At 71.3% G+C, this 25,089-nt stretch carries 18 protein-coding genes and 4 pseudogenes; 7 read left to right on the plus strand and 15 right to left on the minus strand.

The window, feature by feature from the left end:
- Positions 1–117 precede the first annotated feature (117 nt).
- Both KYY02_RS30545 and KYY02_RS30550 read right to left on the minus strand, forming a co-directional pair.
- A complete protein-coding gene (locus tag KYY02_RS30545) occupies positions 118–1,722 on the minus strand; it encodes a hypothetical protein (RefSeq protein ID WP_371243648.1) in 1,605 nt (534 codons plus the stop codon).
- 86 nt (positions 1,723–1,808) lie between these two features.
- Complete coding sequence (locus tag KYY02_RS30550; protein WP_371243650.1) at positions 1,809–2,033, minus strand: hypothetical protein; 225 nt, start codon at positions 2,031–2,033, stop codon at positions 1,809–1,811.
- A 330-nt stretch (positions 2,034–2,363) separates the two neighbouring features.
- Here KYY02_RS30550 and KYY02_RS34035 point away from each other — a divergent pair.
- Positions 2,364–2,663 (plus strand): annotated as a pseudogene (locus tag KYY02_RS34035) (helix-turn-helix transcriptional regulator); the annotation flags it as partial.
- Between the two features lie 637 nt (positions 2,664–3,300).
- On the opposite strand, the gene KYY02_RS30560 reads toward KYY02_RS34035, so the two are convergent.
- Positions 3,301–3,873: a hypothetical protein gene (locus tag KYY02_RS30560; RefSeq protein WP_371243654.1), complete on the minus strand. Its 573-nt coding sequence runs from the start codon at positions 3,871–3,873 to the stop codon at positions 3,301–3,303.
- A gap of 441 nt (positions 3,874–4,314) precedes the next feature.
- On the opposite strand from KYY02_RS30560, the gene KYY02_RS30565 reads away from it, so the two are divergent.
- Positions 4,315–5,202, plus strand: a complete 888-nt coding sequence (locus tag KYY02_RS30565) for an SDR family oxidoreductase (RefSeq protein ID WP_371243656.1) — start codon at positions 4,315–4,317, stop codon at positions 5,200–5,202.
- A 47-nt stretch (positions 5,203–5,249) separates the two neighbouring features.
- Here the strand turns inward: KYY02_RS30565 and KYY02_RS30570 are convergent.
- Both KYY02_RS30570 and KYY02_RS30575 read right to left on the minus strand, forming a co-directional pair.
- Positions 5,250–5,375: pseudogene (locus tag KYY02_RS30570) on the minus strand (IS5 family transposase); the annotation flags it as partial.
- A gap of 222 nt (positions 5,376–5,597) precedes the next feature.
- A pseudogene (locus KYY02_RS30575) lies at positions 5,598–7,435 on the minus strand (glycoside hydrolase family 3 protein).
- A 330-nt stretch (positions 7,436–7,765) separates the two neighbouring features.
- Between KYY02_RS30575 and KYY02_RS30580 the strand changes: the two are divergent.
- Entirely contained in the window at positions 7,766–8,569 is an 804-nt protein-coding gene (locus KYY02_RS30580; protein ID WP_371243658.1) for an SAM-dependent methyltransferase, read from the plus strand.
- A gap of 717 nt (positions 8,570–9,286) precedes the next feature.
- Here KYY02_RS30580 and KYY02_RS30585 read toward each other — a convergent pair.
- Positions 9,287–9,511 carry a helix-turn-helix domain-containing protein gene (locus KYY02_RS30585; RefSeq protein ID WP_371243660.1) on the minus strand — a complete coding sequence of 75 codons (225 nt, stop codon included), beginning with the start codon at positions 9,509–9,511 and terminating at the stop codon, positions 9,287–9,289.
- Positions 9,512–10,343: 832 nt separating this feature from the next.
- Between KYY02_RS30585 and KYY02_RS30590 the strand changes: the two genes are divergently transcribed.
- Together KYY02_RS30590 and KYY02_RS30595 are read left to right on the plus strand one after the other, a co-directional pair.
- On the plus strand, positions 10,344–11,405 hold the full coding sequence (locus KYY02_RS30590; protein ID WP_371243662.1) for an ABC-2 transporter permease: 1,062 nt from the start codon (positions 10,344–10,346) through the stop codon (positions 11,403–11,405).
- A gap of 573 nt (positions 11,406–11,978) precedes the next feature.
- Complete coding sequence (locus tag KYY02_RS30595; protein ID WP_371243664.1) at positions 11,979–13,166, plus strand: Cmx/CmrA family chloramphenicol efflux MFS transporter; 1,188 nt, start codon at positions 11,979–11,981, stop codon at positions 13,164–13,166.
- A 226-nt stretch (positions 13,167–13,392) separates the two neighbouring features.
- Here KYY02_RS30595 and KYY02_RS30600 read toward each other — a convergent pair whose 3' ends face one another.
- Both KYY02_RS30600 and KYY02_RS30605 read right to left on the minus strand, forming a co-directional pair.
- Positions 13,393–14,040, minus strand: coding sequence for an LD-carboxypeptidase (locus tag KYY02_RS30600; protein ID WP_371243666.1), 648 nt, complete (start codon positions 14,038–14,040; stop codon positions 13,393–13,395).
- The gene (locus tag KYY02_RS30605) at positions 14,037–16,787 is read right to left on the minus strand and encodes a helix-turn-helix transcriptional regulator (protein WP_371243668.1); all 2,751 of its coding nucleotides are present in this window, start codon (positions 16,785–16,787) and stop codon (positions 14,037–14,039) included. The genes KYY02_RS30600 and KYY02_RS30605 overlap by 4 nt, the downstream gene beginning before the upstream one ends.
- 822 nt (positions 16,788–17,609) lie before the next feature.
- Here KYY02_RS30605 and KYY02_RS30610 point away from each other — a divergent pair.
- Positions 17,610–17,801, plus strand: coding sequence for a hypothetical protein (locus tag KYY02_RS30610; protein WP_371243672.1), 192 nt, complete (start codon positions 17,610–17,612; stop codon positions 17,799–17,801).
- Between the two features lie 312 nt (positions 17,802–18,113).
- Here the strand turns inward: KYY02_RS30610 and KYY02_RS30615 are convergent.
- The 6 genes and pseudogenes from KYY02_RS30615 to KYY02_RS30640 all read right to left on the minus strand — a co-directional run.
- Positions 18,114–18,566 (minus strand): annotated as a pseudogene (locus KYY02_RS30615) (enolase C-terminal domain-like protein); the annotation flags it as partial.
- Entirely contained in the window at positions 18,467–18,769 is a 303-nt protein-coding gene (locus tag KYY02_RS30620; RefSeq protein WP_371243674.1) for a hypothetical protein, read from the minus strand. The pseudogene KYY02_RS30615 and the gene KYY02_RS30620, both read right to left, overlap by 100 nt.
- 163 nt (positions 18,770–18,932) lie before the next feature.
- The gene (locus KYY02_RS30625; RefSeq protein ID WP_371243676.1) at positions 18,933–19,682 is read right to left on the minus strand and encodes a hypothetical protein; all 750 of its coding nucleotides are present in this window, start codon (positions 19,680–19,682) and stop codon (positions 18,933–18,935) included.
- Positions 19,669–21,234, minus strand: coding sequence for a vWA domain-containing protein (locus KYY02_RS30630; protein WP_371243678.1), 1,566 nt, complete (start codon positions 21,232–21,234; stop codon positions 19,669–19,671). Before KYY02_RS30630 ends, KYY02_RS30625 begins: the two co-directional genes overlap by 14 nt.
- Positions 21,231–22,472 carry a hypothetical protein gene (locus tag KYY02_RS30635; protein WP_371243680.1) on the minus strand — a complete coding sequence of 414 codons (1,242 nt, stop codon included), beginning with the start codon at positions 22,470–22,472 and terminating at the stop codon, positions 21,231–21,233. Before KYY02_RS30635 ends, KYY02_RS30630 begins: the two co-directional genes overlap by 4 nt.
- 771 nt (positions 22,473–23,243) lie before the next feature.
- On the minus strand, positions 23,244–23,525 hold the full coding sequence (locus tag KYY02_RS30640; RefSeq protein ID WP_371243682.1) for a hypothetical protein: 282 nt from the start codon (positions 23,523–23,525) through the stop codon (positions 23,244–23,246).
- Positions 23,526–23,783: 258 nt separating this feature from the next.
- Here KYY02_RS30640 and KYY02_RS30645 point away from each other — a divergent pair, with 258 nt between their 5' ends.
- Positions 23,784–24,053: an alpha/beta fold hydrolase gene (locus tag KYY02_RS30645; RefSeq protein ID WP_371243684.1), complete on the plus strand. Its 270-nt coding sequence runs from the start codon at positions 23,784–23,786 to the stop codon at positions 24,051–24,053.
- A 62-nt stretch (positions 24,054–24,115) separates the two neighbouring features.
- Here the strand turns inward: KYY02_RS30645 and KYY02_RS30650 are convergent, their stop codons facing one another.
- Positions 24,116–24,901, minus strand: a complete 786-nt coding sequence (locus KYY02_RS30650; protein ID WP_371243686.1) for a DeoR/GlpR family DNA-binding transcription regulator — start codon at positions 24,899–24,901, stop codon at positions 24,116–24,118.
- Positions 24,902–25,089 lie beyond the last annotated feature (188 nt).

Here is a 25,089-nt window from a genome sequence, read left to right on the forward strand (position 1 = left end):
CCCTCCGGTCCGGCGCTTGCTGCTCCTCGTCGGCGGCCTGCGGCAGTCGGCTTCGCACATCCGGGAGTTCTGCCCGGTCCGTCGGCTCCGCTGGGGGTCTGCGTCGCACCCGGCCTGTCACAGCAGCGCTCCGAGCGGCAGGGTCCGCTCCGTGAGTCGTCCGCGCAGCCGCTTCCCTGCGGTGTCGACCTCGGTGAGCCAGTCGGCGGCGACCAGCAGTTCGGTGTGCTCGGCGACCTGGTCGGGCGGCAGCGCGCAGAACGCGGCGACCCGGTCCAGGTGCAGCCCGTCGTCCTCGGCGCGGCCGAGCCGTCCGTCGGGGCGGGTGTGGGCGGCGGTGCAGAGGGCCAGGAGCCGGGTGGCGGCATCCGGTTGCCTCTTCCGGATCTTCCGGTCGCCCACGACTTTCTGGGCCCAGCCGGAGATCCTCGCGCGGGTGGTCTTGCCGAACTCGAACGGGCGGGGCTGCTCGGGCAGCAGTGCGGGGACGGTGAGGGCGGTGGGGTCCTCGGGCCGGGAGGCCATCACCTCGGCCACGGTGGCGGACAGACGCAGCCAGTCGGCTTCGACCAGTCGCCGGAGCACCGGTTCGGCATCTGTCTGGAGCCAGCCGGTGAGGTCCTGGCCGGTGACGTTCGCGGTGCCGGCTTTCGCGGCCCGCAGAGTGATCATGAGAACCGCGAGGCGTACCTCGGCCCCGGGGAGCGGGGCGTGGGCGGCGGCGTAGTCCAGCACGGTGCGGGCATGGACCGCCTGTTGCCGGGTCAGCAGCCGTTCCGCCGCCGGCCCGCCGGCGCCCGTCGTGCGGTTGGCGTGCATCTCCCGGGTGGTGTGTGCCGCCTGCTCGGCGCGTTTCGCCTCGTGCCGCAGTGAGTTGTCGCCGCTCACATCGGCCCACAGGGCGAACGCGCGCGCCTTGCGGTCGTGGAGCTCGGCGAGGAGGGCGAGATCGGGTTCGGTGCGCTGCTGGTAGGTACGGAAGGCGTCTCCGAGCTCGAAGAGCTCAAGGCGCAGGACGTCGGGCTCAAGGTCGTGCGGCACGATCCGCTGGGCGATCTTCCCCCACCGTTTCGCCCGCCGGGACGCCGTGACCGGTGAGACGGCGCGGGCCCGTGGAACCGATGTCGGTGTGCCGGCCCGGGAAGACGGGGCACCGGCAGCGGATGAGGAACCGTGATCGGAGAAGAGCGGCGTCATCCCCTCGCCCACCGCGCCGCCTGTGCCCTCCTGCTGCGCGGCCGGCGCCCTCGCTGTCCGGCCCTTTCCGGCCGGGGCGGTGTCCAGGACGCGGCAGTCGCCGGTGGCGGCCGCGCAGCGCGCGCACGTCTCCGCGATCCGCCACAGCCTTCCGGCACGGTCCGCGTACACCGTCAGCACCACCGGGCCGCCGCACCGCCCCGCCCCCGCGGCCGATCCTGCTCCTGCCCGCCCTCCGGCGGCGGGGGCGGGGGTGTGCCAGGCGCAGTCGGCGGCGCGGCAGGCGCACCACGCCCCGCCGCGCGGGCCGCCGCCCTCGCGAATACGGGCCAGGTGCTGGTTGACGTGCCCGATCGCGGCTCTGCGCCCTGCGGCGGCGCCCTCGGGAAAGCGCTGATCGGCGCAGGCCGGGCGGGAGCAGGAGAGCTTCACCGCGCCGGCAGAAGGGCGGCCGCAGGGGTCCAGCCGGACCGTCCACACCCGCCCCGCGACGCTCCCCCGCTGAGTGTCGGCCTCCACCGCCATGTCCGCATCTCCTATGCTCTCGATCTCTTGTCCGGTTCGGTCCACGGGGCCGGCGGTTCGTCGCCCGGCAGGGCCGTGGCGAGGATTCACGCGAAGACGTCGGTGACGATTTCGGCTTCGTCGACTGCTTCAACGCGGGACACGCCGATGAGGTTCTCCCGCAGGACCGCATCGGGCATGAGACCGCAGGAGTGGACGGGCTGAAAGCGCCGGCCCCACCGGGGTGCGGGGTGGGGTTGCGGCGACATGGCCCGGAGGGCGACGTCGGGCAGTTCGGCGCGCTCGGACAGGCGCTGCGGCCGCTCCCGCACGGCACGGGCCGCGGGGCAGGGGCGGTGCGCTGGTGCGGGAGGGCCTCGCGGATGACCGCCCACGGCGTCAGCGGCTTGCCGGACCCGGAACACCGTCTGACGGGCCGGCCGGATCTCCGCGAGGCCGGCGACCGCTCCGGGTCCGCGGATGGGGGCGCCGGCGGCGTTGGTCCCGCACGGTCGGCCCTCACAGTCTCCCGCCCGTGCGGACGGTGCTCTTGGAGAGCCGGCCGACCCGGGCCGGGCTCGGACAGGCGCTGCGGAACGCCACGCTGCCCTTGCGCCCGGGGGCCATCAGCCGGTGCGTCCGGCCGTGCGCGGTCCGCGGGCGCCCTGCAGGCCTTCCACGACCGGCCCGCCGAGGCCTGGACGGCGGCGTCGCTGGCCGCGCGAGCCGGCGTCTCCCGGGCGCTGTTCACCAGGCGCTTCACCAAGTCGATGGGCCGCCCGCCCTTCGCCCACCTCACGGAATGCCGCATGGACGAGGTCGAGGCGCTTCTGACCGACACCGACCTCAGCATCGCCCAGACCGGAAGGTCCGTCGGCTACGCCGACGCTTTCGGCTTCAGTGCCGCGTTCAAACGCCACAAGGGCCTGAGTCCCAGCGCGTTCCGCGCCGCGGCGGCCTGATCCGCGCTCCGGCGGCCAGGGAGTTCCCTTCTCATGGGTGCCGTTCCGCGTACGGCGGGCCGGGCCGCCCGCCGCCCGGCCCGCTCCGTGTCCGGGTGGCGCTGGGACGGGTTGCCGGGGGCGAAGGGCGTGGAAGACGGCTCGGAAGAGCATGCCCGGTGCGGTCGAGGCCGACGCGGGAGGAAACCGGGGCACAGGAGGACGCCGGACGGCTCATCCGCCCGGTCACCGACGCCGGGCACACCGATGTCCCGGAGCGGCCGGCGGTGTTGCGGAAGGATGTCGCGGAACGGAGAAGCCTGAACTGACCGGCCGCCAGGCCGTCGACGCCGGGCTCTTTGTCACCCTGCCGCAAGGGGACGGACGCTACGGCCTTGAGGCAGACGGGGCGGTCGCCGGACCGCTGCCACGGCCGGAACCGCGCGCGGTTACCAGCGACATGCCTTGAAGAGGGGACGTCCCGGTGTGCCGTAGTTCCGTGCGGCCCGCCAGGGGGTGGCAAGCCCGAACCGTCGCGCCGAGACGCACGGCTCGGTGCAGTCGCCGCTTCCTGAAAGCAGGCGAGGCGCGCCCTGGCGAGCCTGCGCACGCTCCCTGAACGCCCGGTCCGGTGTGGCGGGAAGTGGATGCCGGGCGGTCAGCGGTTCCGGCCCGGGCGCCGGCGGGCGCGCTGCGGCGCCCGGCGGGATCGTCGCGCGGTCGCGGTCCGGCTCTCGGCCTCGGCGGGACCGGTGGCCGGTGAGGAGAAGCCGCCCGGAACGGCCGGCCGGGCAGCCGGTACCGCAGTGGTGGGCTGGGCGGTGGGGCGTCGGGGCCGGGTGGCGCGGGCGAGGACGGTGACGTTCGGCAGGAGTGGTGCGCAGGTTTCACAGACCTCCTCGACGTTCCAGACGCGGCCGACGGTGGGGTCGTGGCGCAGGACGAGCAGCACGGCGCCCGCGCAGTGCGCCGCGGTCTCGGGGTGGGCGGCGCAGCCCTGAGAGCCGCAGTGGCACCAGGCATGGGGGCGGACGGTGGCGGCCTTGGCGTGGGCGGCGGCGTGCCGGGCGGCGAACGCGCGCAGGGCCGCGAGGTCCTTGGAGCGGGCCGGCATCCGGCAGGCGGGGGTGCTGCAGGAGACGGTGGCGGAGCGGTCGCTGTGTCCGGTGATCCGGACGGTCCAGGCCCGTCCGGGGACGCGCTCGGTGGGGGTTTCGTTGCAGGTGGTCATCACGGCTGTCCGCTCCGGTCGTTCGAAGGACGTCGGTCCACCAGGGGACACCCTCTCGCCGGCCGCGCAGCGGTTTTCCTGCCATGGCGTTGCGTGTCGGCGCACCCGCCCTGATGTGCTCGGACGCGTACGGACGAACATGCTCGGGAAGGACGGCGTGTCGCGGCCGGACGGCGGATCGCCGAAGCCGTGGCCTCCCCCGCCTCGGACGCCGCCGGCCGCGTCACCGGCGGCAGCCTCACCGCCTCCGGAAGCGTCGGCGTCCGCGCCCACCCCTGAGGAGCAGTCCCACCCGCGCCTGGTTTTGTCGACGGAGGGTGTGCCGGTTCAACGGCCCTGTCGCACATCCGGTGGCAACGGATCGTGCGCGTTCAGCACCCTGCACGCTGAGGGGAGAGGTCCATTGCATCATGATACGTCGACGTCTTACAGTGAGAATTAATGTATCATTTAAAGAATATCTCTCCCATTGTCGTCACCGGGGCCACTGGGGCGATCGGCCGCCTGGTCGTCGCAGGGCTGCTTGATGCCGGTCACACAGTGCGCGGAATGTCGCGACACCCGCAACGTGCCGCACTCCCGGATGGTGCGGACGTGGTCTTCGGCGACCTGGACGACCCGTCCACGCTGAGGCACGCATTCGACGGTGCCGCGCAACTCGTCCTGATCGCGGTCCCTGAGACCGTTGAGGCGGTCGTCTCTCGCGCAAAGCAGGCGGGCGTCGAGCACGTGGTGGTGGTCTCCTCCGCCGCCGTAACGGCCGGCTACGACACCACGTACAACGCCGTCGTCGAGCAGGCCGTCATGGACTCGGGACTGGATTGGAGCATCGTGCGTCCCGGCGAGTTCGCGACAAACTCTCTCCTCATATGGGGACCAGCGATCAAGGCGAATCGCCGAGCTGTGGAGCCCTTTCCTGATCAGATCGGGCACCCCATCCATGAGGCCGACGTTGCCGACGTCGTCCTGGCCAACCTGCTCGACCCACGCCGCCGCGGACGGATCGACACGATCATCGGACCGGAAAGTCTCACCAAACGCGAACAGGTTGCAGCGATCGCAGAAGCGATCGGGGAACAGATCACGCTCGATGAGGTCTCCGCCGAACAAGCCCGCGGCTTCTACCGAGCCCAAGGGGGCTTCGCGGCCGCGAACGCAGACTTCCTGTTCGGCTTCGAAAGCTACGACGGCGCCGAAGGCATCACAGATGAACCCCATGACACGAGCGTCCCGGACGACGATGCCTACCTCACACTCGACCGGATAACGGGAGCTCCAGCTCGCACCTTCCGCCACTGGGCGCACGGTCACGCCTCCGACTTCATTTGAGCGATGGCGGGGGCAAGCACTCTCAGAGGTCGCTTCCTCCCGATGTTTCATCCCGTAATTGGCATTTCATCCGGTTGTACCGCGTCGCGCCACGAGATGGTGGCTCCGCCGGTGAGGCGGCGGGCCATCAGGTCGGTCATAGCGGGGTGGATCACGGCCTCGGAGCGGGCGGGTTCAAGAGCGGTCGGAACCCCGGGGCCGTTGCCCGTTCTCATCGACATTTCCGAACTGGTTGATCGCGAAAAACTACCCGAAACCATCGACAATCGCTGCCGGCCCCCGCGTACAGAACCACGCGCCCCTGCCGGTGATGCCACCGTGTCACCCTCGCCGGACCGGTACGCCCCACACACCGCGTGAGCTCCGGTTCCGGACGGAACCGGTGAACCCGTTCGTCAGTCGTCGTACGACAGGCCGTGCCCGGAGCGGAAGAGGACCCTGGGCGGGTCGTCGGCCCACTGGATGGGCACGGGCAGCTTGCCGCGCGGCTCGACCCGAGCGGCGATCACCCGGCGGCGGCGCGCAGTTCGGCCTCGGTCCAGCAGTAGGAGACGCGTGAGGCCGGGACGTCGCCGCGGTGGGAGATGTCGTAGGGTTGCGCACCGCAAGGTGGACGACGGGGGCACCCGTCGCGAGCAGCCGGGACACCAGGATGCGCTGGGTGCCGGCGGCGTCGACGTCGTCGGTGGTGACCACCACCGCGCCCCGTCCCCGGGCGGCGGCCACGGCCTCGTCGATCTTCGCCGCGTCGGACACCCGGCCGGTGGCGAGGTGGGCGGTGCTGTAGCCCAGTTCGTCGAACACCTTGGCCAGTTCGGGCACCGTGGTGCGGGTGTCGTCGGTCGGGAAGGCCGGGCTGGCGCCGGCCACGAGCAACTTCCTCTGCCGGCGGCGCAGCGGGAGCGCCTCGTCCTCGTCGACCAGCAGGGTGGTGGTGCGCTCGGTGGTCCGGGCGGCGGCGAGCCGGTGATTGCGGGCGCCGACGACCCGGCCGACCTCCTTCGGGGAGACGTAGGGGCTGCCGCTGAACAGGCCGGCCTCGTCCTTGAGCCGCAGGATGCACAGGACCGAGGCGTCGAGCCGGTCCTCGGTGGTCTCCCCGCTGCGGACGGCGGTCAGGACGCCGTGGTGGGCGACTCCGATGTCCGGGAGGAACAGCAGTTGGTCGGCACCGGCCTTGAGGGCGAGGACGGGCACGCGGTCGTCGCCGTACTCGGTGCGCACGCCGCGCATGTTGGGGGCGTCGGTGACGATCACGCCGTCGAAGCCGAGTTCGTCACGCAGCACGCGCTGGAGGATCGTGGGCGACAGGGTGGCCGGCTCGTTGCCGGGGTCGAGTGCGGGGACCTGGAGGTGCGCGGTCGTGATCGAGTCGACACCGGCGGCGATCGCGGCCTTGAAGGGCGGGGCGTCGATGCGGTCCCCTTCCTCGCGGGTGTGGGTGATCACGGGCAGTCCGGTGTGGCTGTCCTCCCCGGTGTCACCGTGGCCCGGGAAGTGCCTGGTACAAGCCACGACGCCGGTCTGCCGACAACCCGTCACCTGGACCGCCACCGTGCGACCGGCCCCGCGGGCGCCGGCCCCGAAGGGACGGACGTTGAAGGCGGGGTCGGCCGGATCGACGTCGGCGACCGGGGCGAAGTTCTGACGGATGCCCAGGGCGGCGAGTTTGGTGCCCGATATCCACCCGGCGGTGCACGCGTCGGAGGGCGAGCGGCCCGCACCGAGCGCCATCGCGCCCGGCAGCCGGGTGGCACCGCTGCCGATACGGACGTCGGCCCCGCGCTCCTGGTCGATGGAGATCAGGGGCGGGGGCGGGGCGGGGCGGGGCGGGGCGGGCGAGTGACGCCCGTCGCATCCCGTTCGTCAAGTCAGCGATCCGACGGGGGTCTCGGATGTCGTTCGCCCAGCCGGAGAAGTAGCTGACACCGCCGATGGGGTACTCGGCGATGAGTTCGGCCGCCGTGCGGACGCCGAGTTCCCTGAGGCGGCGGTCCCGGTCGAACCGGCTGGGAGAAGTCGCCGACATACCGTAGAAGTACGGCACGAACAGCTGGCCGATCTTCGCCTCGATGCTCGTCGTGGAAATGATCTTCTTGAGGCGGTTGTCGCGCCCGTGTGCGACCGCGGGAGCGGCCGTCACGCCCACGGCGCCCGTCGCGCTCGCAGCGATCACAGCGAGGAGGAGCGAGGAGGCGGGAGCGGTTCGTCTGGACGGACTCCGGTCCTGCATGCGGACGCGCTGCTTCCAGCCTTGCCGGACAAGGGAATCCGAGGAAACGCGAAGTACTCAGAACAGCGGGAAACGCCGTCCGCAGATCACGGGCGGGGCAGGGGCCCAGATGAAAGAGGTCTAGACAAAACGAAGGCAGCCCTGCCGTAGGCACGAGGGGCCCGGGCTGGGCCGGTACGTGGAGCACGCCGCTTCCCGTGCCCCGCACAGCACTTCGCAGGTCCGGCCACCGCGGGTCGCCGCGGCCTCGGTGACGCTCACCGGCCCGGGCCCGGCCCGGTGTCACGGTAGTCGGTCCACCGAGCAACAGCTCTGTGTGAAGCTTTCCCCATGACTCATCCGCGTGAAGAAGTCAGGGCCAGGCTGCGGACCGATCGCCCGCACTCCGCCCGTGTCTGGAACTACCTGCTGGGAGGCAAGGACAACTACCCCGTCGACAGCGAGGCCGGTGAGATCATCCTGAAGACCTTCCCGGAGTTCGCCGCCGTCGCGCGGCTGCAGCGGAGGTTCCTCTCGCGCGCCGTACGCTTCCTGGCGGGCGAGGCCGGTGTCCGCCAGTTCCTCGACATCGGCACCGGACTGCCCACCGCCGACAACACACACGAACTGGCCCAGCGCATCGCTCCGGAGAGCCGCATCGTGTACGTCGACAACGACCCCCTCGTCCTGGTGCACGCGCAGGCCCTGCTCACCAGCAGCGTCGAGGGCGCCTGCGCCTACGTCGACGCCGACGTCAGGAATCCGGAACGGATCCTCGCCGAAGCGGCGAAGACCCTGGACCTCAGCCGCCCGGTCGCCCTGACCATGCTGGGCATCATGGGGCAGATCTCTGACGCCGAGCGCCCCGCCGACCTGGTGAGCACGCTGATGTCGGCCCTGCCCCCGGGCAGCTACCTGGCCCTGAGTGACGGCACGAACACCAACGAGGCACTCAGCACCGCGGTCGGGGTCTACAACGGGCAGTCGGCCAACACCTACCACCTGCGGTCACCGCAGGAGATCGCCTCCTTCTTCGCCGGGCTGGAGCCGGTGGAGCCGGGGGTCGTGCCCACGGCCGCCTGGCGCCCGGACGCCGGCCGGGCCGAGGAGGACACGGCCGACGTCTCCGTCTGCGGTGTCGCGGTCAAGAAGTGACCCCGTCTGCCGTTCGGTGGTCCCGCGGAGGGACCCCGTAGCGCAGCCGGACGCCTCGGCCACCCGGGCGACCGGCAGCGGTCGCGCGGCGTGCCGCAGGCCGGCCCGAGCCGCCTGCGGACCGTCCCGGCGCCGGGGTGCTCGCGCAGTCGGCGTCCGAGCGTGTCCGCACTCCGGCCGGGCAGCACGTCGATCCGCTCACCAATCCCGGCATCCGCCGGAACGGCGGCATACCGGTGGAACCGCCCGAGCACGAAGTCGTGTCCACGCCGAGGCCCTTCGGCACTCGTGGTGCGGGCAGTGGTAGCCGGGTCAGCAGCCGAAAGGCGGTCGAGCGGGAGATCCCCGCGGCCAGGACGCGGGAGAGACGGGCACCGTGCCACCCCCTGACGGGACGTCCGCTCGCCGGGACCCGCCTCGGCAAGGGCCGGCACCCCTCCGAGCGCGTTCACCCGGTGAGGCGCCGTGGTTCGGTGTCCTTGCGGCGAGGGGAGGGCCGACCGTGCGCCTCACCGGTGGCGCGAGCGCGGCCGACGTCGTGGGGGACCGGTGCGGCAGTCCTCCCGTCCGGCCGGCCTCCCGGGGCCCGGCGATGAGGGTTCCGGTGCGCCGGCCGGAGAGCCCGCCCCCCGCACACCGGTCCCTGAACCCTCCGTCGCACGCTCCGCCGTGTCCTGCGGCCGAGAGGTCGGCCACTTCCCGCAGGAAGGGCCGCCGTCACCTCTGTGAACGGCCGGCCTCCTCGAGCCGCCGGCGCGGACGGTCCCCGCCTCGGCTGCGCAGGGGGACCCCCGCCTCGGTGAGCACCCGGTGGACGAACCCGTACGACCGTCCGTGCACTTCGGCGATGGCCCGTAGGGACAGGCCGTTCTCGTACTGCTTCTTCATCTCCCGCGCGAGCTCCTCGCGGGCCGCCCCCGTGATCTGTTTGCCCTTGTCCATGATCCGTCTCCCTCGGTGATCGACGTCCAGCTGTGGTCGTCGTCTACCCCCGTCAGGGCGCAAGGCACAGAACGGAGACGGGTTGCCGGACACCGGTGCTCCTCTGACACCGGACGGCCGGATCCGGCCCGCGCTCCCTCCGGGACCACGCGCCACGGGACGTGGGACGGATTCCGGGCGGCGGGGCGCCACGGGGCGCGACGGCCTTTGCCGTGCGGGCACCGTCCGGTCCTCGGTGGGGGCGGCGGGACGGGACGAACCCGGCGGTGAGGTCTCCGCCGGCCTCTCGCTTCACCTCTCCTGGCACTCGGACCGGATCTCCCGCAGGAACGTACGGTCATCCTCACCGTAGGTGGCCACGGGCGCGTACACCGCGTCCAGGGCCGCCTGGAGCGGGTCGGGCTCCAGGTGGCGCCGAGCAGTACGGGCAGGGCCATGCGGGGCTGGGACATCCGCAGGAACGGGTCCGGCTCGCCGTGCACGGCTCCCCTCGTGTACGGCACCGCTCCCCCGGGCTGCGGTGTCGGCGGCGCGGGAGGGCTCGGTGCCTTCACCAGGGCGACCGCGGGACCTGTGATCCGCGGGAGCGACATGGGTTCGGGCATCGGCGTGTGCCCGGCGCCGCGGGCGGGCGTCCTGGCGGTGCACCTCGTCCATGCCCTGGGCGCAGTAGCGCACCCGGTAGTCGACCTCTTCCAGACCGAGCTCCCCGGAGGCCTCCCCCGCCCACTGCACGAGAGCGCTGCCGGCCGAGACGGGACGGAAGGACGTCTCCACGACACCCTCCCCGCTTTCGATGCTCTTTCACCCTGCCTGTGGGAATCTCTTGGTCATGTCCGACATGCCCCATGGTGCCCACGTCCAGCCACCGACGCGCGGACAGCGGTGGTCCGGGTTCCGGCAGTCACCGCTGTGGCCGGCCGTCGTACTCGTGCTCATCCTGGCGGCCGCGGCCGGTCTCTTCGCCGGCTCGTACACCTACTCCATGGCCGATCCGACGCCGCACTCGATCCCCACGGCCGTGGTCGGATCGTACGAACAAGCCCGCGGGCAGGCCTTTCTGGACGGCATGGAGAAGGCATTGAACGCGTCCGTGAAGGTGCACGCGTACGACAGTGTCGCCGGGGCCCGTCAGGCCATGGACGACCAGGAGGTCTTTGCGATCTTCGACATCCGCGACGACGGGAGGACCGTGGTCGTCGACCTGTCGGGGGCCTCCGGGGCCTCGGTCGCGGAGGTGCTGGCCGACACGGCGCCGACCGTGGGGGAGGAGACCGGCGTCGAGGTCACCGTCCGGGACCTCAATCCGCTGCAGGAGGGAGATCCGCGCGGACTGGCGATCTTCTACATCTCGCTGGCCGCCGTCATCATCGGCTTCGTCGGGGCGATCCAGCTCAGCGTGCACGCACGCTCCCTGACGCCCTTCGAACGCATCCTGTTCACCCTCGCCTACGCGCTGCTCGGCGGATTCGCCATCGCCGCGACCGTGGACTGGCTGCTCGGCGCGCTCGATCTGCCGTTCGTGGAGTCGTGGCTGATCCTGGCGCTCACCCTGTTCGCCAGCGGCATGGTTTTCACCATGTTCAACACCCTGGTCGGGCGTTGGGCGATGCTGCCGACGTGGGGGCTGATGATCCTGCTGGGCAACCCCTCGTCCGGCGGCGCGGTGTCCTGGCCGCTGCTGCCGTCCCCGCTCGGCGAGATCGGCAGGTGGCTGCCGCCCGGCGCCTCGGTCAACGCGCAGCACACGGCGGTGTACTTCCAGGGGCACCAGCACGCGTTCCCGTTCCTGGTGCTGGGCGGATGGGCCCTGTTGTCGTGTGCGGTCTTCTGGATCTGGCGGCACCGGCATCCCGGCGGTCGCGAGCGCCGTCCGGCGCACACCGGGTCGTGACGCCCCCGGGCATCCTGCGCGTCGGCCGCACCGCACGGCAGGCCATCAGAAGGGCAGGACCGCGGCCGGAGCCGCCCGGGCCCGCACCGCAACACCGTCGACCGTGCGGGGAGCAACCGCCTCCTCACGTGGCCGTCGTCACCGCTTCGACGATCACCCAGGGGCGGCATAACCGGCCCGTACGCCGCGCCGTACCGCCCGCGCCGGAACGGGCCCGCAAGCGGTACGTCCTGCCCGCGCCGGGCCTCGCCTTCCTCCGCGACAGGGAAGTCGTCACCGGCGACGCGCATCTCAAGGACGACGGCCGGTCGTTGCGGACATGGCGTCGGCGGCAAGGGCCGGCACCGGTGAAACCGGGATGCCCCGACGGGCGCCGGTCGGGTAGCGTGCGGGCCATGTCGAGTCCTGAGTCGGACAGAGTGGGGGCTTTCGGTCACGCCGTCAGCCCCCTGAGCCCCTGAACCCATAGCCCTGCCGTCGCGCCGCATCGCGCGGTGGGACGAGTGCGCGCTCGGTGCTGGCCGCGGTGACGAGATGACCTTCTCGTGCCTCTCCTCGCCTCGGAGCCACTCGATGCCTTTCCCGCTGTATCTGCTCGCCCTGGCCGTTTTCGCCATGGGCACCTCGGAGTTCATGCTCGCCGGCCTCCTGCCGGACATCGCCTCGGGTCTCGACATCACCGTCGGGGCAGCAGGCATGCTCACCCCGGCCTTCGCGGTCGGCATGATCGTCGGTGCCCCCCTGGTGGCCGCGCTTGCCCGCAACTGGCCCAGGCGCTCCAGCCTGCTCGGGTTCGTTCTCGTCTTCGCGGCAGCTCACGCCTTGGGCGCCGTCACCACCAGCTTCCCGGTCCTGTTCGCCACCCGGGTCGTCGCCGCGCTCGCGAACGCCGGGTTCCTCGCCGTCGCCCTGACGGCTGCCGCCACACTGGTCCCCGCCGACCGGAAGGGACGTGCGCTGGCCGTGCTGCTGTCAGGCACGACGGTGGCCACGATCGCCGGGGTCCCCGGGGGGTCGGTACTCGGCGCGGTGCTCGGCTGGCGGGCCGCCTTCTGGGCCGTCGCCGCTCTCTGCCTGCCCGCGGCTCTCGGCATTCTGAGGGGCGTCCCGGCAGGACGCGTGCAGGAAGAGACGACCGGCGGGCCGGCCCTGCGGACGGAGCTCGCCCAGCTCACCAGGCCGCGACTGCTCCTGGTGATGCTGCTCGGCGCACTGGTGAACGCGGCGACCTTCGCCGGCTTCACCTTCCTCGCTCCCCTTGTGACCGGCACCGCCGGGCTGGGCGAGCTGTGGGTCCCTGTCGCTCTGGTGTTCTTCGGCGCCGGTTCCTTCGTGGGCGTCACCGTCGCCGGCCGGCTGTCCGACCAGCACCCCGCCCCAGTCCTCGCAGCCGGCGGTCCGCTGCTGCTCATCGGCTGGCCGGCCCTGGCCGTACTGGCCGACAGGCCGGTCGCTCTGCTCTCCCTCGTGTTCGTGCAGGGCGCACTGTCGTTCGCGCTGGGCAGCACACTGATCACACGGGTCCTCCACGAGGCGGCACAAGCCCCCACGATGGCGGGCTCCTACGCGACCGTCGCGCTCAACGTCGGCGCCGCCGTCGGTCCCCTCATCGCCGCGACCACCCTCGGCACCACGGCAGGGGATCTCGGGCCACTGTGGGCAAGCGGGCTCCTGGTCGCTGTCGCGTTGCTCATCGCGTTCCCCCTCCGCGCCGTGATCACAGCCGGCCCGAGCCCCGAGGTGATCCGGTGCCGCATGTGAACGCCCTCCGAACATCGAGGGACGCCGAGCCGGGTGCCCGCGTGCTCGACGCGCAGAGCATCAGGACCTCCGCCGCCGGGTACGCGGCCGCCCGGGGATCGGCGCAGGTGAGAAGGGCTCAGGCCGCGAAACCCGCCCCGGTGTCGACGTCCTCGGACTGCTCCCGGCCTTCCCGGCGACCGAGGCACGGGCCGACGCCGGATCGTCGAGCGGGCCTCCGGCCGGTTCATGCGCCACACGCGTCGCCCGCGCCGGCGCGATGCGATTGAGCAGGCCGCCGGTCGACCGGCCTGCGCGGACCAGGACACCGGCATTCCCACGACGCGGCGGCGGGCAGCGCACCGATCGCCTCGTCGCCGGTCGGCAGCGCCGAGCAGAACCTCTCGAGTTCCGCTCGGCGTGCTGCGGGCGCAGTCGGCCGCGCACCGCCGAGTCCGGGCACGGCCGGGTCGGTGTGGAAGCCGACCTGCCCCGTGCGCGCACAGAGCAGCAGGTGCGGCAGCGAGATGTCGCTGTGGCCGAGGATCGGCTCGGGGCCGGCCGCGACCGCCGCGACGCCGATCGGGTCGAGGCGACCGAGCGCCGTCCGGCCGCCGTCATGCGCGGTGATCACGCACGGCTGAGGATCACGCAGCAGTCCCTTGAGCCCCTCGGCGGCGTCCGCCGCCGAGCCGCGCCCCGCCCATGGCGCCGCCCGGGCTGAGGAGCGGTGCCCGACGCACGCGGAATCCCGTCCGCTCGAGCACACGGCCACCGCCTGCGCGAGACCGTGCTCGTAAGCGGCATGGAGCGGACCGGACAGCGATGCGACGACGAGGTCTCCAGGCTTCGGGGCATGAGGGCGAAGCAGTCGAGGCGGTGCGGAACCGGTCACCGCCGCAATGTCCCGACGCCTGCGACAGCAGGCTGCACACGTACCGACCGGCTCCCTCCCCGGGCGGGAAGGGGCTCAGTGCGTCCGGCCGGGCGGTCGTCCCCCGGGCCCGTCGAGTGCGGGTTCGCTTCGACCAGTGCCCGACGTGAATTCAGGCCCGTCTTGTTGTAGACCTTCTGGAGGAGGTTTTCGACAGTGCGGACCGACAGGACGAGATGCCGGGCGATCTCCTTGTTCGTCAGGCCCGTCACGGCCAGCAGCGCGATCTCCCTCTCACGGGGGGTGAGGGGAGTGGTCCCCGGCCAGACCACCAGGCCGGGTGTGCGCGGATCGCCGCACTGTCGCCTTTGAGCAGCGCTGAAACGACTCGCCTTCGTCGCACTGTCCCGGTCCCCCCTCGCCGCGTGCGCATGGGAGGCGGCAAGCGCCGTCTCCGCGGCCAGCAACGGCATTCCCGTCTCGGCACACGACAGCGCTGCACGCATGAGTTCGTCGCCCTGCCTGGAGTGCATCGCCGCGGCGACCCGGGCCCGCACGCCGACGAGTCGCCCGTCCGACTCCTTCGACAACTCCACCAGACGGTCACGGACACCGGTCAGGCCACCGAGGCGAGCTCGTTCCGTCAGCAGCCAGCTCTCGTTGACGCGTTGTTCCGCCTCGCGCATATCACCGATGCCCTGGTCCAGGGTGTGGAGGGCGTCCAACGGCTGCCCCGAGGCGTGGAGGAGCCAGGCCCGTCCGACCGTCGCGGTGGCTGACGCGAAGAGGACGTCCCGATCAGCCGGGGACGCCACGAGGTCGTCGTACCGCGCGGCGGCCTTCCTGGCGGCGTCGAGATCACCGCTTTGTGCGTGGATGGCGGTCAATCCGGCCCATACGTGCTGTCCGATGAACTGCCGCTCCGGTCCCTGGGCAGCGGTCAGTGCCTTCATGTGCCAGGTCCTGGCCTCCCGCAGACGCCCCGCCATCAGCTCGCACCTCCCCACCAGCCAGGCGTGCAGCGCCTGACGCCCGGGAAGTCCGTGTTCGGCGGCCAGGTGGTGCGCTCGTCGGGCCAGTTCACGAGCGCGGCGAAGATCTCCGCCTTCCATGTGAGCGAAGACCAGCCACACCATCGACAGGTCGACGGCCTGCTCCCTCCCGTCCGGTTCGGGGCGGGCGCGACGGCGCACCTCGTATGCGAGCATCGCGCTGTCCGCAGCGGCTGCCGTACGGCCCAGGAGCGAGAGGGCAAGCGACCGGTACAGCAGGACCCAGTGCCTGATCCGGGGTGTCGCGACGCCTTCCGCGTCGGTCAGGTCTTCCAGGACCCGGCCGGCCGGGTCGCGCCATGTACGGAGTGCGGCGTCATTGACGTCCAGGGTGCGCCGGGAGGCCGGTGACCGCAGTTTCAGCCGTCCGTTCCCGTTGAGTCGCAGAGCCGTGGCGAGCGTCCCCTTGCCGAACAAGGTGTTCCATGTGCGGAGCATGACTGTCGGCAGAACCTGCTCGTCCGTCGTCGCCAGCTCCTCCGCCCGCCTCAGCGAACCCTCGGCCTCATCGAAGTTCCCTGTGAGACATGCGGCCTCGCCCCGCAGCAACGCCGTGTCGAACTCACCGAAACCGGGCGGCACCGCCTCGAGCAACTCCAGCACTTCGTGCGCGGCCCTCGCCTCGTGCGCGAAACGCGTGGCGGCCGCCAAGGTGGCCGAGTCCGTCTCCCCCTCCGCGGCCACCTCGAACGTCGCGATGCGCACCACGTCCTCACGACGCCGGGCCCCCATTCCCTTGATGTGCCGGACCTGTTGCCGGTATATCTCGCGTCGGCGTACATGAGGCAGCCGTTCCCGGACCACCTGCCCGACCACAGGGTGCACCAGTGCGCACACGGTTCTCCTGCCCGTCCGGCGCACCTGCACGAGGGAGGCGGTTATCAGACGGTCGAGGGATTCCTTCGCCCCCGTCCCCTCCAGGGCCGACAAGTCGAGGAACTCGCAGCAGGCCAGTGTTTCCACGATGTCGCGCTCCTCGTTTCCCAGCGCAGCCATGCGCCGGTGCACCACCTGGCTCAGCCGGGGCGTACCGGTGGGAACCTGGGTGATGTCCCAGACCGAGGCGACCTTCTCGAACTGCCGTCTCCGGACGGCGCCGACGAACAACTCCTTGAGGTACATGACGTTCCCCGCGGACAGGCGTGCGAACTCGGTCACCGCGGTATCGCTCACTTCGCCCTGCAGGGCGTGACTCAGATAGGAGGACACGTCCTCCTCGTCGAAGCGTCCCAGGCGCAAGTACAGGCCCTCGCCCGGCCGTGAGAAGTCGGACACCAGTCCGTTCCTGTCCTCGTCGTCCCTGACCGTCGCCACCAGCCTGACGGCCTCGGTTTCGACCAGTCCGCGCAAGAGCGCGACCGACATCTCGTCGAGGTGGTGGACGTCCTCCACCAGGACGACGGGCGCGGGCCGCCTCCTGCCGCCCGCGCCGATGTGGGCGGCAGCCTCCCGGACGAGGGTTCCGACGTCCGAAGAGGGCGACGGGTCCGGCAGCAGGTGGGCCAGCGCCGCGAGCGGTATGGTGCGCGTCACGTCCGTGGCGAGTGCCCGCGCGGTGGGGTGCCCTTGCTCAGCGGCGGCTCGCATCACCGCGGCAGCCAAGCGGCTCTTGCCCACCCCCGCCTCGCCGGCGATCACCAAGCAGTTCTGGCGGTACGACAGGACGCAATGGGTACCGGCCGCCAGTTCCTCCTCTCTGCCGATCAGAGCGGTCACTCGGCGACACACGCCTTGCTGCAGGCTCTGCGCGGTCTCGTCGTTCCGGCCCAGCGGGTCACCAGGGGCCTCGCTGCGGGGTTCGGTCACCCGACGCAGACGGGAATCGCGGGAGGGCGCGCCGGGGAATGTCAAAGGAATCATCTCGTGTTCCTTCGTTGGCTGATGTGGGGGCCGGCCCCTTCGATCGGTCGACGGCCCCTGGAACGGCATGGTGCGGCGACGGGCGTGCCGGCAGCGCCGAGGGAGGCGGCGGGCATGCGGGTGGACGGCCGCCCCGGGCGCCACCGGCTGCCGGGCGCCTGGACGCTGCGTGACCGCGGGCGTCGGGGCGAACGACTGAACGCCCCGTTCGGCAAGCGTCCGTGAGGACGCCACCGTCAGCCGGTGTCCCGTTCGCCGTCAGGGCGTGTCATCGGCGACGCACACGGTGATTGCCGCGGACCGGAGCGCGCCTGCTCACCCGCGGTTCGCGCGTCGTGGTGCGACGCGTCGGCCGGGTCGGCCACCACGGCCTCCGCTCCCGTACGCATCGGCATTGTTCGTTCGGACACATCCATCGCGTCAAGTTCCCCCTCCTTGAACGCTAGTACAGGCATGTCATGTGACTGTGACGGCATTTCCGCAGGTCGACGGGTCAGCCCAGCTCACACAGTCCAACCACCTTCATGTTCATACGAAAATATTATGTGCGATTAATATTACAGTATGGCCACGCTTGTCGACAGCACGCCTGTCGCACCGTTTCAGGGGGATCGAGGAGTGAGGCCTCGCACCATCCTGCCGTCGCCGCCTTCGGTGCCGTTCCGGCCGCCCTGACCGGTGCCGGCAGCTCGGGCGGCGGAGGGTGCGGATCTGAACTGCGCGTACGACGATGCCGTCGAGCGTCCGGCAGCATGGGGCGCGGTGCACAACGGCGGCAGTCTGCCCTGCGCCCACAGTCTCACCGTGAAGTTCACGACCGGCATCGGCGACGCCGCCGTCCCGACCACGCGCTCCGTGGTGATGTCGTGATCGGCGGAGGCGCTTCGACGGGCCCCGGCCTTCAAGCCCTCCACACCGGCCCGAGAACGGTCCGCAGCCCGTCAAGCGCAAGCCCGGGCCGGCCGGCAGGATGGGGGAACAGGACGACTCGCAAGCCGTCCCCGGTGTACGGTCCCTCCCCGCTGGATGAACGAGTCCGAGGTCTTCAGTGGTCGTAGGCGATCAACGATCGCTTGACTGCGGCGCCGATGGTTCAGTCGTGCCAGATGCCGGCGGCGAGGGCGAGGAGGCGTTGCCCGGTGCGGGCGAAGGCTCCGGCCGGGGTTCCGCCGCCGTGCTGCTCAGGGCGGCTGCCATGCCCACGGTGGAGATGTCGGCGGGGCCGTGCATGCCGGACTTGGTGCCGAGCACGTCGGCGAGGTCGAGGAGTTTGCGCATCGCGGTGACGCCGCCGGTATGGGTGACGGCGGAGCGCACGTGGTCGATCAGGCGCTCGCTGGGCGAGGGTGGTGTAGTCGTACACCGAGTTGAAGACCTCGCCGACGGCCAGCGGGGTGGTGGTGTGCTGGCTGATCAGGCGCAGGGCCGCCTGGTCCCCGGCGGGGGTGGCGTCCTCCAGCCAGAACAAGTCGTAGGGCTCCAGCGCCTTGCCGAGCTGGGCGGCCTGGATGGTGGGGGTCATGCGGTGGTGGGGGTCATGCGGTGGTGGCCGTCGTGCAACAGCGGCAGTTCGGGACCGAACTCCGCCCGGACGGCCTCGAAGACGGCCGGGACGTGCCGCAGGTAGGCCCTGGTCCCGGGCGGCCGCCGGCCCAGTCCCGGTCCATGCGGTGGTTGAGGGCCACGGCGACGGGGTGGGAGAGGTGCAGGAACAGCTCGTTACGGGAGCCGACGAGCAGGGTGCGGTGGAAGGCGGCGTCGACGTCCCGGAACCACTGGCGGACCGAGGCACCCTCCCGCGGCCGTTCGAAGTCGGGTTCCCTGCTGAGGGCGAGCATGGTGCGAACGTGGCTGGTGAGGCCGTGACAGATCTCCGCGGATCTGCTGGTCGCGCGGACGGATCGCCGGCGGCCGGGGGTGCGGCGGAAGGGGCCGGTGACCCGACCTCCCGACCCGCGCGCCCTGCGCGTCCCGCCGAACCGGACTCCTGGTGAGCGGCGGTCACCAGAAGATCGCGATCACCTCCAGCGTCACCTCCCGGGTGTCCTCCCGCCAACCGGTCATCTTGCCGAGGCAGCGGGCCGTGAACGTGCCGTCCGGGATGGGGCGGCGCGCGTTCCCGGGAGCCACGACGCGCATGTGAACGGGGGGCTGCTCGTCGCCGTACTCGGCCCGCAGGACGAATCCCTCCGTCACGTCCGGCACGCGCGAGAACATGCCTTTGACCGAGACGAACTCGCCGATGCGGCTCAGGGTCACCGCACGGCCGTCGGCCAGGTTGTCGGCGAGGTTCCGGTTCGGGACGACGGTCAGGGTGGTCAGGTCGGCGTGGACGATGGCGTCGGCCCGGTCGAAGGCCTCCATGACCACGCCGATCACGTTGATCGGTTTGTCCTTGCGCACGAACTTGCGGAACGTCTCCTGGCTGACGTCCCGCTTCAGCCGGAACCGGAACAGCCACGTCAGCACCCGGCTCCAGAAGCCGACACTCGTGTCGACCTTCGTCCGCAGCTCGACGGCCTCCTCCAGCGCGGACCGATAGTTGCCGAGTTCGTACAGGTCCATCACGGCCTGCTCGTCGAGGTACAGGCAGATGCTGTACGCCGACTGCCAGCGTCGCAGGTGCCTGCGCCGCTCCCAGGCACGGCGCACCAGGATCACCGCGAGCACCACCGCGCCGGCGACCGTCACCAGCCAGACCGTCATCCACGGCCACCAAAGGCTCCACCACAGTGCGTCAGTGACAGCCACGGATCTCCTTGAAAGCCTCGGAAAGGGACGAGTCGGCGGCTTCCACCATCCGTCCGCCCGTCCTCGCCGCCGTGCGCCGCAGTTCGCCTGCGTCGGCCTCGCCGAAGTGGACGGGGTAGGTGGGGACGGCGGTGCGCACGGCGGCGGGCAGCGCCTTGTGGCGGCGCGCGAACTCGGCGTAGGACAGGCCCGCGTTGTTCTCTCCGTCCGTCATCAGGACGAGTGAGACGGAGCGGTCGGGGTCGGCGGCCAGTTCAAGGGCGGCGGTACGGTAGCCGTGGTCGAGGGCGGACCATACGGCGGTGGCGTCACCGTAGCCGCCCCGGGCGACGGTGTCGGCGAGGGCAGTCAGGTCCTTCGGACCGGTGACGGTGACGGTCGTCTGCTCCAGCACCCGGCCGCCGAACCGGACGACGGTCAGTCGCTCGCCCCGGTAGAAGCGGGTGAACTTGCCGGAGGCGGAGGGATCCGCGCCGCTGAGTCCGGCGAAGGCCTCGCGCAGGGCGGCCATCCGGGCGCCGCGCATCGAGCCGGAGAAGTCGAGCAGGAAGACCACCTGGCTCGTGGTGCGGCGGTCGGGGTCGCCGTAGTCCGCCAGCAGCGTTTCGACGACGGCCGGTTGGTCGGGGTAGAAGAGTGCGTTGCCGACCGGTTCGCGCAGCCGCGCGTCCCGGGTGACCGTCGCAGCCACGGGGCGGCGCACCGTGTGCCGCATGATCTGCCGCTGCACCGAGTCGCGCCGCAGCCACCTCGTGACCTTGTCGTACGCGGCGCGGTGGGCCGGGTTCAGCAGGAGCAGCGGGAAGTCCGCCAGGACCATGCCGTCCTCGGGGCGAATGACCTCCAGGCGGTCGTCGAGGCGGCCGGAGGCGTTGAGGGCGAGCAGATCGGACTCGTACGTGATGAGGGCGTTGGCCTCGTCCTGGTGGTCGACGTAGGTGTCGACGAGGGCGGGGCCGGTGTCGGCGGTGAGGGCCTGGCCGGAGCGGAAGCCGCGCAGCCGGTCGCAGGAGACGTCCTCGGGACGTAGCGCTGCTCCGGTGCCGGCCGCGGCGGTGGCGACGCCGACGAGGGCGGCGAGCCCGCTGCCGGCGTGCCGGGGGTCGGCCATGCCGAAGCGGACGGTGCCGGTGGCGGCAGCGTCCGCGATGTCCGCCCAGGTGAGCCGGGAACCGGGCACCCGGGCGCGAAGCTCGCGTGCCACATCCGGCTTCAGGCCGATGACGACGGGGGACGTCATGGTGACCGTGCGCTGCAGCCCTCGGATCGCGTATTCGTCGGTGAGACGCAGATAGTGGTCGGAGGACAGCCACGCGAGGTCGTACCGGTCGCGGTCCGGGGTCTTCGTCTCGGCGTCAGCCCGGTGGTACAGGCGCAGGTCGACGCCGGTCTCGTCCTTCAACTCGCCCAGCAGCGGCCCCAGTACGGCGAGATCGGGGCTGGCGAGGACGCGCAGCCGGACCGTGTCGTCGCCGGTGTCGCCCGAGCAGGCGGTGAGGAAGGTGGCGACGAGCGCCAGACAGAGCGCCAGCAGGCCCGCGCCGCGCCTCACGAGCTGCCGGTCCTGTCCGGGCAATCGCCGACGATCTCGATCATCTTCTCCAGCAGGGGCAGGCTGGGCAGGACCGCGCGGGTGTCGTCGGAGGAGGTGGTGGGCACCGGGATCCGCCGCTCGGTGAGGAACCGGGTGAGTTCGTCGCTGCTCGCACCGCTGCCGGCGCTGCGGGACCGGAAGCCCAACTCCATGGCCCGGTGCTGGAGTTCGGGGTCCTCGTTGACCAGTTCGCCGAGCCGCGCGCCGTCGCCGGTCAGCGCGACGAGTTGGGGTTCGGTGACGAAGCGCGTGGACGGATAGAGCAGGACGCGCTCGTCGTCGGTCTCGCCTTTCTGCGCCTCGTGTCGTAGCTGATGGGCGAGGAACTGGTGCTCGTATATCACCGAGATCGGGGCGATGCCCTGCCCGTCGGGGGACAGATACGTCTCGGCCCGTTCGGAGGACGGCAGGCCCTGTTCGACGAGGAGCGGCTTGATCTTCCGGGCGAGTTGCTCGGCCTCGGCCTCGCTGTCCGGTGCGTCGTTCCCGTGCTCGACGAAGGCCACGAGTCCGAGGTAGGTGCCGGCGGAGTTGGCCTCGCAGATGTCCGAGGTCTGGGCGAGGATCTTGTTGCCGTTGCGGACGTGGTTCCTGTCGTCGATCTCGTCCCAGCGGTAGCCGTCCTCCGGATCGCGCTGGACGCCCTTCCTCTTGCCGAGCCCGAGGTCGAGGAACTTCCGCATGTCAAGGGTGTAGTACATCGGTGGGCCGTTCGAACCCGGCAGGCGCTTCGCGACGCCTTCCGCCGCGAGCACCTCGGCGTAGTCCCGGTAGGTGGCCAGCACGATGGGACTGACGAAGGGGCGGTACAGCAGCACCGGACGGTTCGCCCGGGCGCGCTCCCGGCTGATCAGGTCGGCGGCCGGCTGGCCGGAGGGAAAGACGACGTCGTATCCGTCGTAGTCCTGCTTGGCGATCTCACGCGAGCCCATGCTCGTGATGCGCATGCGGAAGCCGTGCTTCATGAGCAGCCGCTCGACTTCGGGGTCCTGGAAGAAGTCCCTCTTGGAGGCCATCTTGGCCTCGATGGTGACCACCGTCCGCACCGGCAGCAGCAGGTTCCCGGAGGCCACGAGCAGGACCAGCCCGATGACCGGTACGGGCAGCGCCGCTGCCAGCGCTCTGCGCGGGTGGCGGCGCGGTGGCCTGGTGACGGTTAACCGCGGCTCTTCGACAGTGGGGCTGTTCTCGGGCACCTGCGTTCTCCCCCTGACACCTGCGTTCTCCCCGTGTGGCCGGGCCAGGATCCTCGGTGACGGAGGTGTACCCCGAATGACCTCTCAGGGAACGTCGGTTGAAAGTGCGGGTCATGAACGGCACCACGGCGTCCGGTTCGACGAACATGAGGCCGCCGATGAGACGGTTGGGGCGAATGGCGCGCAAGGAACTCAAAAAGCCCAGGACGACCCGGTCGGCGACCGTACCGGCGTCCTGGATCTCGACGGCGAACCGGTCGAATCAAAGTACCGGCGGAACTCCCCCGCACCACCTGCTCGACCAGCACCTCCTCGGTGGCGAAACGACGGTGGACGGTGATCCGGGGCGCCCCCCGCGAGCCGCGCCACGTCAGCCGTCCCGGACCGCTTGATCCCCATCCGGCAGAACTGCTCGTACGCGGCGTCGAGCAGGCGCACGGCCGCCTCGTCGTCCGGGTCGGCGTCTTCGACGGCGCCTGCCCACGCCAGGAAGGCCTCGCCCGCCCCGCCCGTGGGCGACCTGACGCCTCCGGCTGCCGCCTGACACCGGCGTCAAGGCAGCTGGAGCGGACAAACGCACATCCCGGCTTCGGGCCGACGGGTGCGGTGCCGACATCCGTCACCGCAGACGGTCACAGCGATGCCCCGCGCGCCGAGGAACGGGCGACGACCGATGACGCGAGGTCGCCAGTCCCACATCCCCACGACGGCCTCGGCCGCCCTCCGGGGCGGCCGGGGCCACGCACGTGGCCGCCCCGCGGCAGGCCGGATTCAGGATGCGCCGGCGACGTCACCAGCGCCGGCCGCTTCGTTCTGCATCATGCCGAGAAAACGCCGGACCGCCTCGACCGGCATATCGAGCCCCTCGGACGCGGACTGCTCGTCGCCGAACACCTGCACGGCCTCGGCGACAGCCCCAGCCAGTTCAACCTCCGCCTTGCGGACCTTCGCCTCGGCCTTGTCCACGGTATCGACCACCGCCAGCTGGCGGCGCTGCTTCTCCTGAAGCCTCTGCTTGCGGGAAAGGGTCTTGTCAGAGTTCTGCACAAACATGACCAAGATCATAATCAGTTCACGTGCGCACCCACCGTCCCTCGCCTCCGCCTTCGACCGGGGTGCACCGAGCACGGATCGGAGTGGGCGGTCGGCCTCGTCGTGCGCGAAGCGGTGCGTGTGTGCGGCGATCGTGTCTTCCGGACCAACGGCAGGCGATGTCGCCGTCTGCGCCCCCATGCACGGGGTTCGCCGGACGGCTGTCGGAAAGGTCGCGATCCGGCAGGCCGTCGACGGACGCGACGCTCTCGTCCGTCTGTGTCGCTTCATACGTACCGGCGGCTGGACGACGGCCTGCTGGGACGGCTGGGCGTCCCCGTCGCGCTGTTCCGGGCCGGCCCGGGGACCGGCGGCCTTCTCACCGACGCGGACGTCGAGTTCATCAGGGCGCAGATCCCCGGCGTACGGATCGCACAGCTGCACGACGTGGGACACGGACCTCAGCTGCAGGCCCCGGAGCAGGTGGCCCACGCCCTGCGGCAGCTGATCGCCGACGACCGGACCGACGGTTTCCCGGCGCGGTCCTGAGCACCGGCAGTCGGAGCGCGGAAGGCCACGACACGGGTCGAGCGGAGCCGGGTCGGCGGCCGTCACACCAGGTGGACCTCGACCCCGGACTCCCTCAGCGACTGGAGGGTGAGAGGCCCGTTCGGATGGGTCTGCACGTCCTTCGCCGCGGCATCGGTGACGAAGGTTCCCACCGCGTTCAGCGGAGCCACCCGGCTGAACGCTCGCACGCCGAGTTTGGTGGCGTCCGCCACGGCGAGGGTTCGCGCCGCCTGCACGAGGCCCACCTGCTTGACCGCCGCGTCGTCGAGGGAGAACTCCGTCCAGCCCCGTTCGACATGGACACCGCCGATCGACATGACGAAGCAGTCGAAGCTCAGGGCTTCCAGGGTGCGCAGCGCCAGAGGGCCCACCAGTGAGCGTTCGCCCGGACGCGAGCGCCCTCCCACGACGAGGAGTTCGATGCCCGGCTTGTCCGCCAGGGCCTCGGCTGCCTGCAGGCTCAGTACGGCCACCGTGAGCGGGGCGCGCTCCACCATGTGCTCGGCGACGTGAGCCGTGGTGGTGCCCGCATCCAACAGCACCCTCGACCCCGGTTCGATCATCGCGGCGACCGCCGCCCCCAGCCGGTCCTTGGTCGCGGACTGCCACTCGCGCCGGGCGAGGAAGCCCCCGCCCTCCTCCCGCGGGCGCACGGGAATCGCGCCGCCGTGGACCCTGCGCAGCAGGCCCTGGCTCTCCAGCGCGTTCAGATCCCGACGAACGGTCATCTCCGAGACACCGAGACGTTCGGCCAGTTCCGACACGGACAGCTTGCCCGCGTTCTGGACAAGCCGCAGGGTCAGGTCAAGACGGTCTCCGGCGCTCATGCACTACTTCTAACACCATTCTGTTCATTTGAACAAACTAAGGGGGTCCGACGTGTCGCGGTCGGGCATCCCACCTGCACGGGCGTGGGGGAAGTGTTCGCGCTGTGGAGCCGTCCGCTCACTCGAGGCGAGGTCCGACGCGCCTGCCGTTGCCCGAAGCGACCGGCGGGGCCGGGGCCGTGAGCTGC

Source organism: Streptomyces pimonensis, from assembly GCF_041380215.1.
Taxonomy (GTDB): Bacteria; Actinomycetota; Actinomycetes; order Streptomycetales; family Streptomycetaceae; genus Streptomyces; species Streptomyces pimonensis.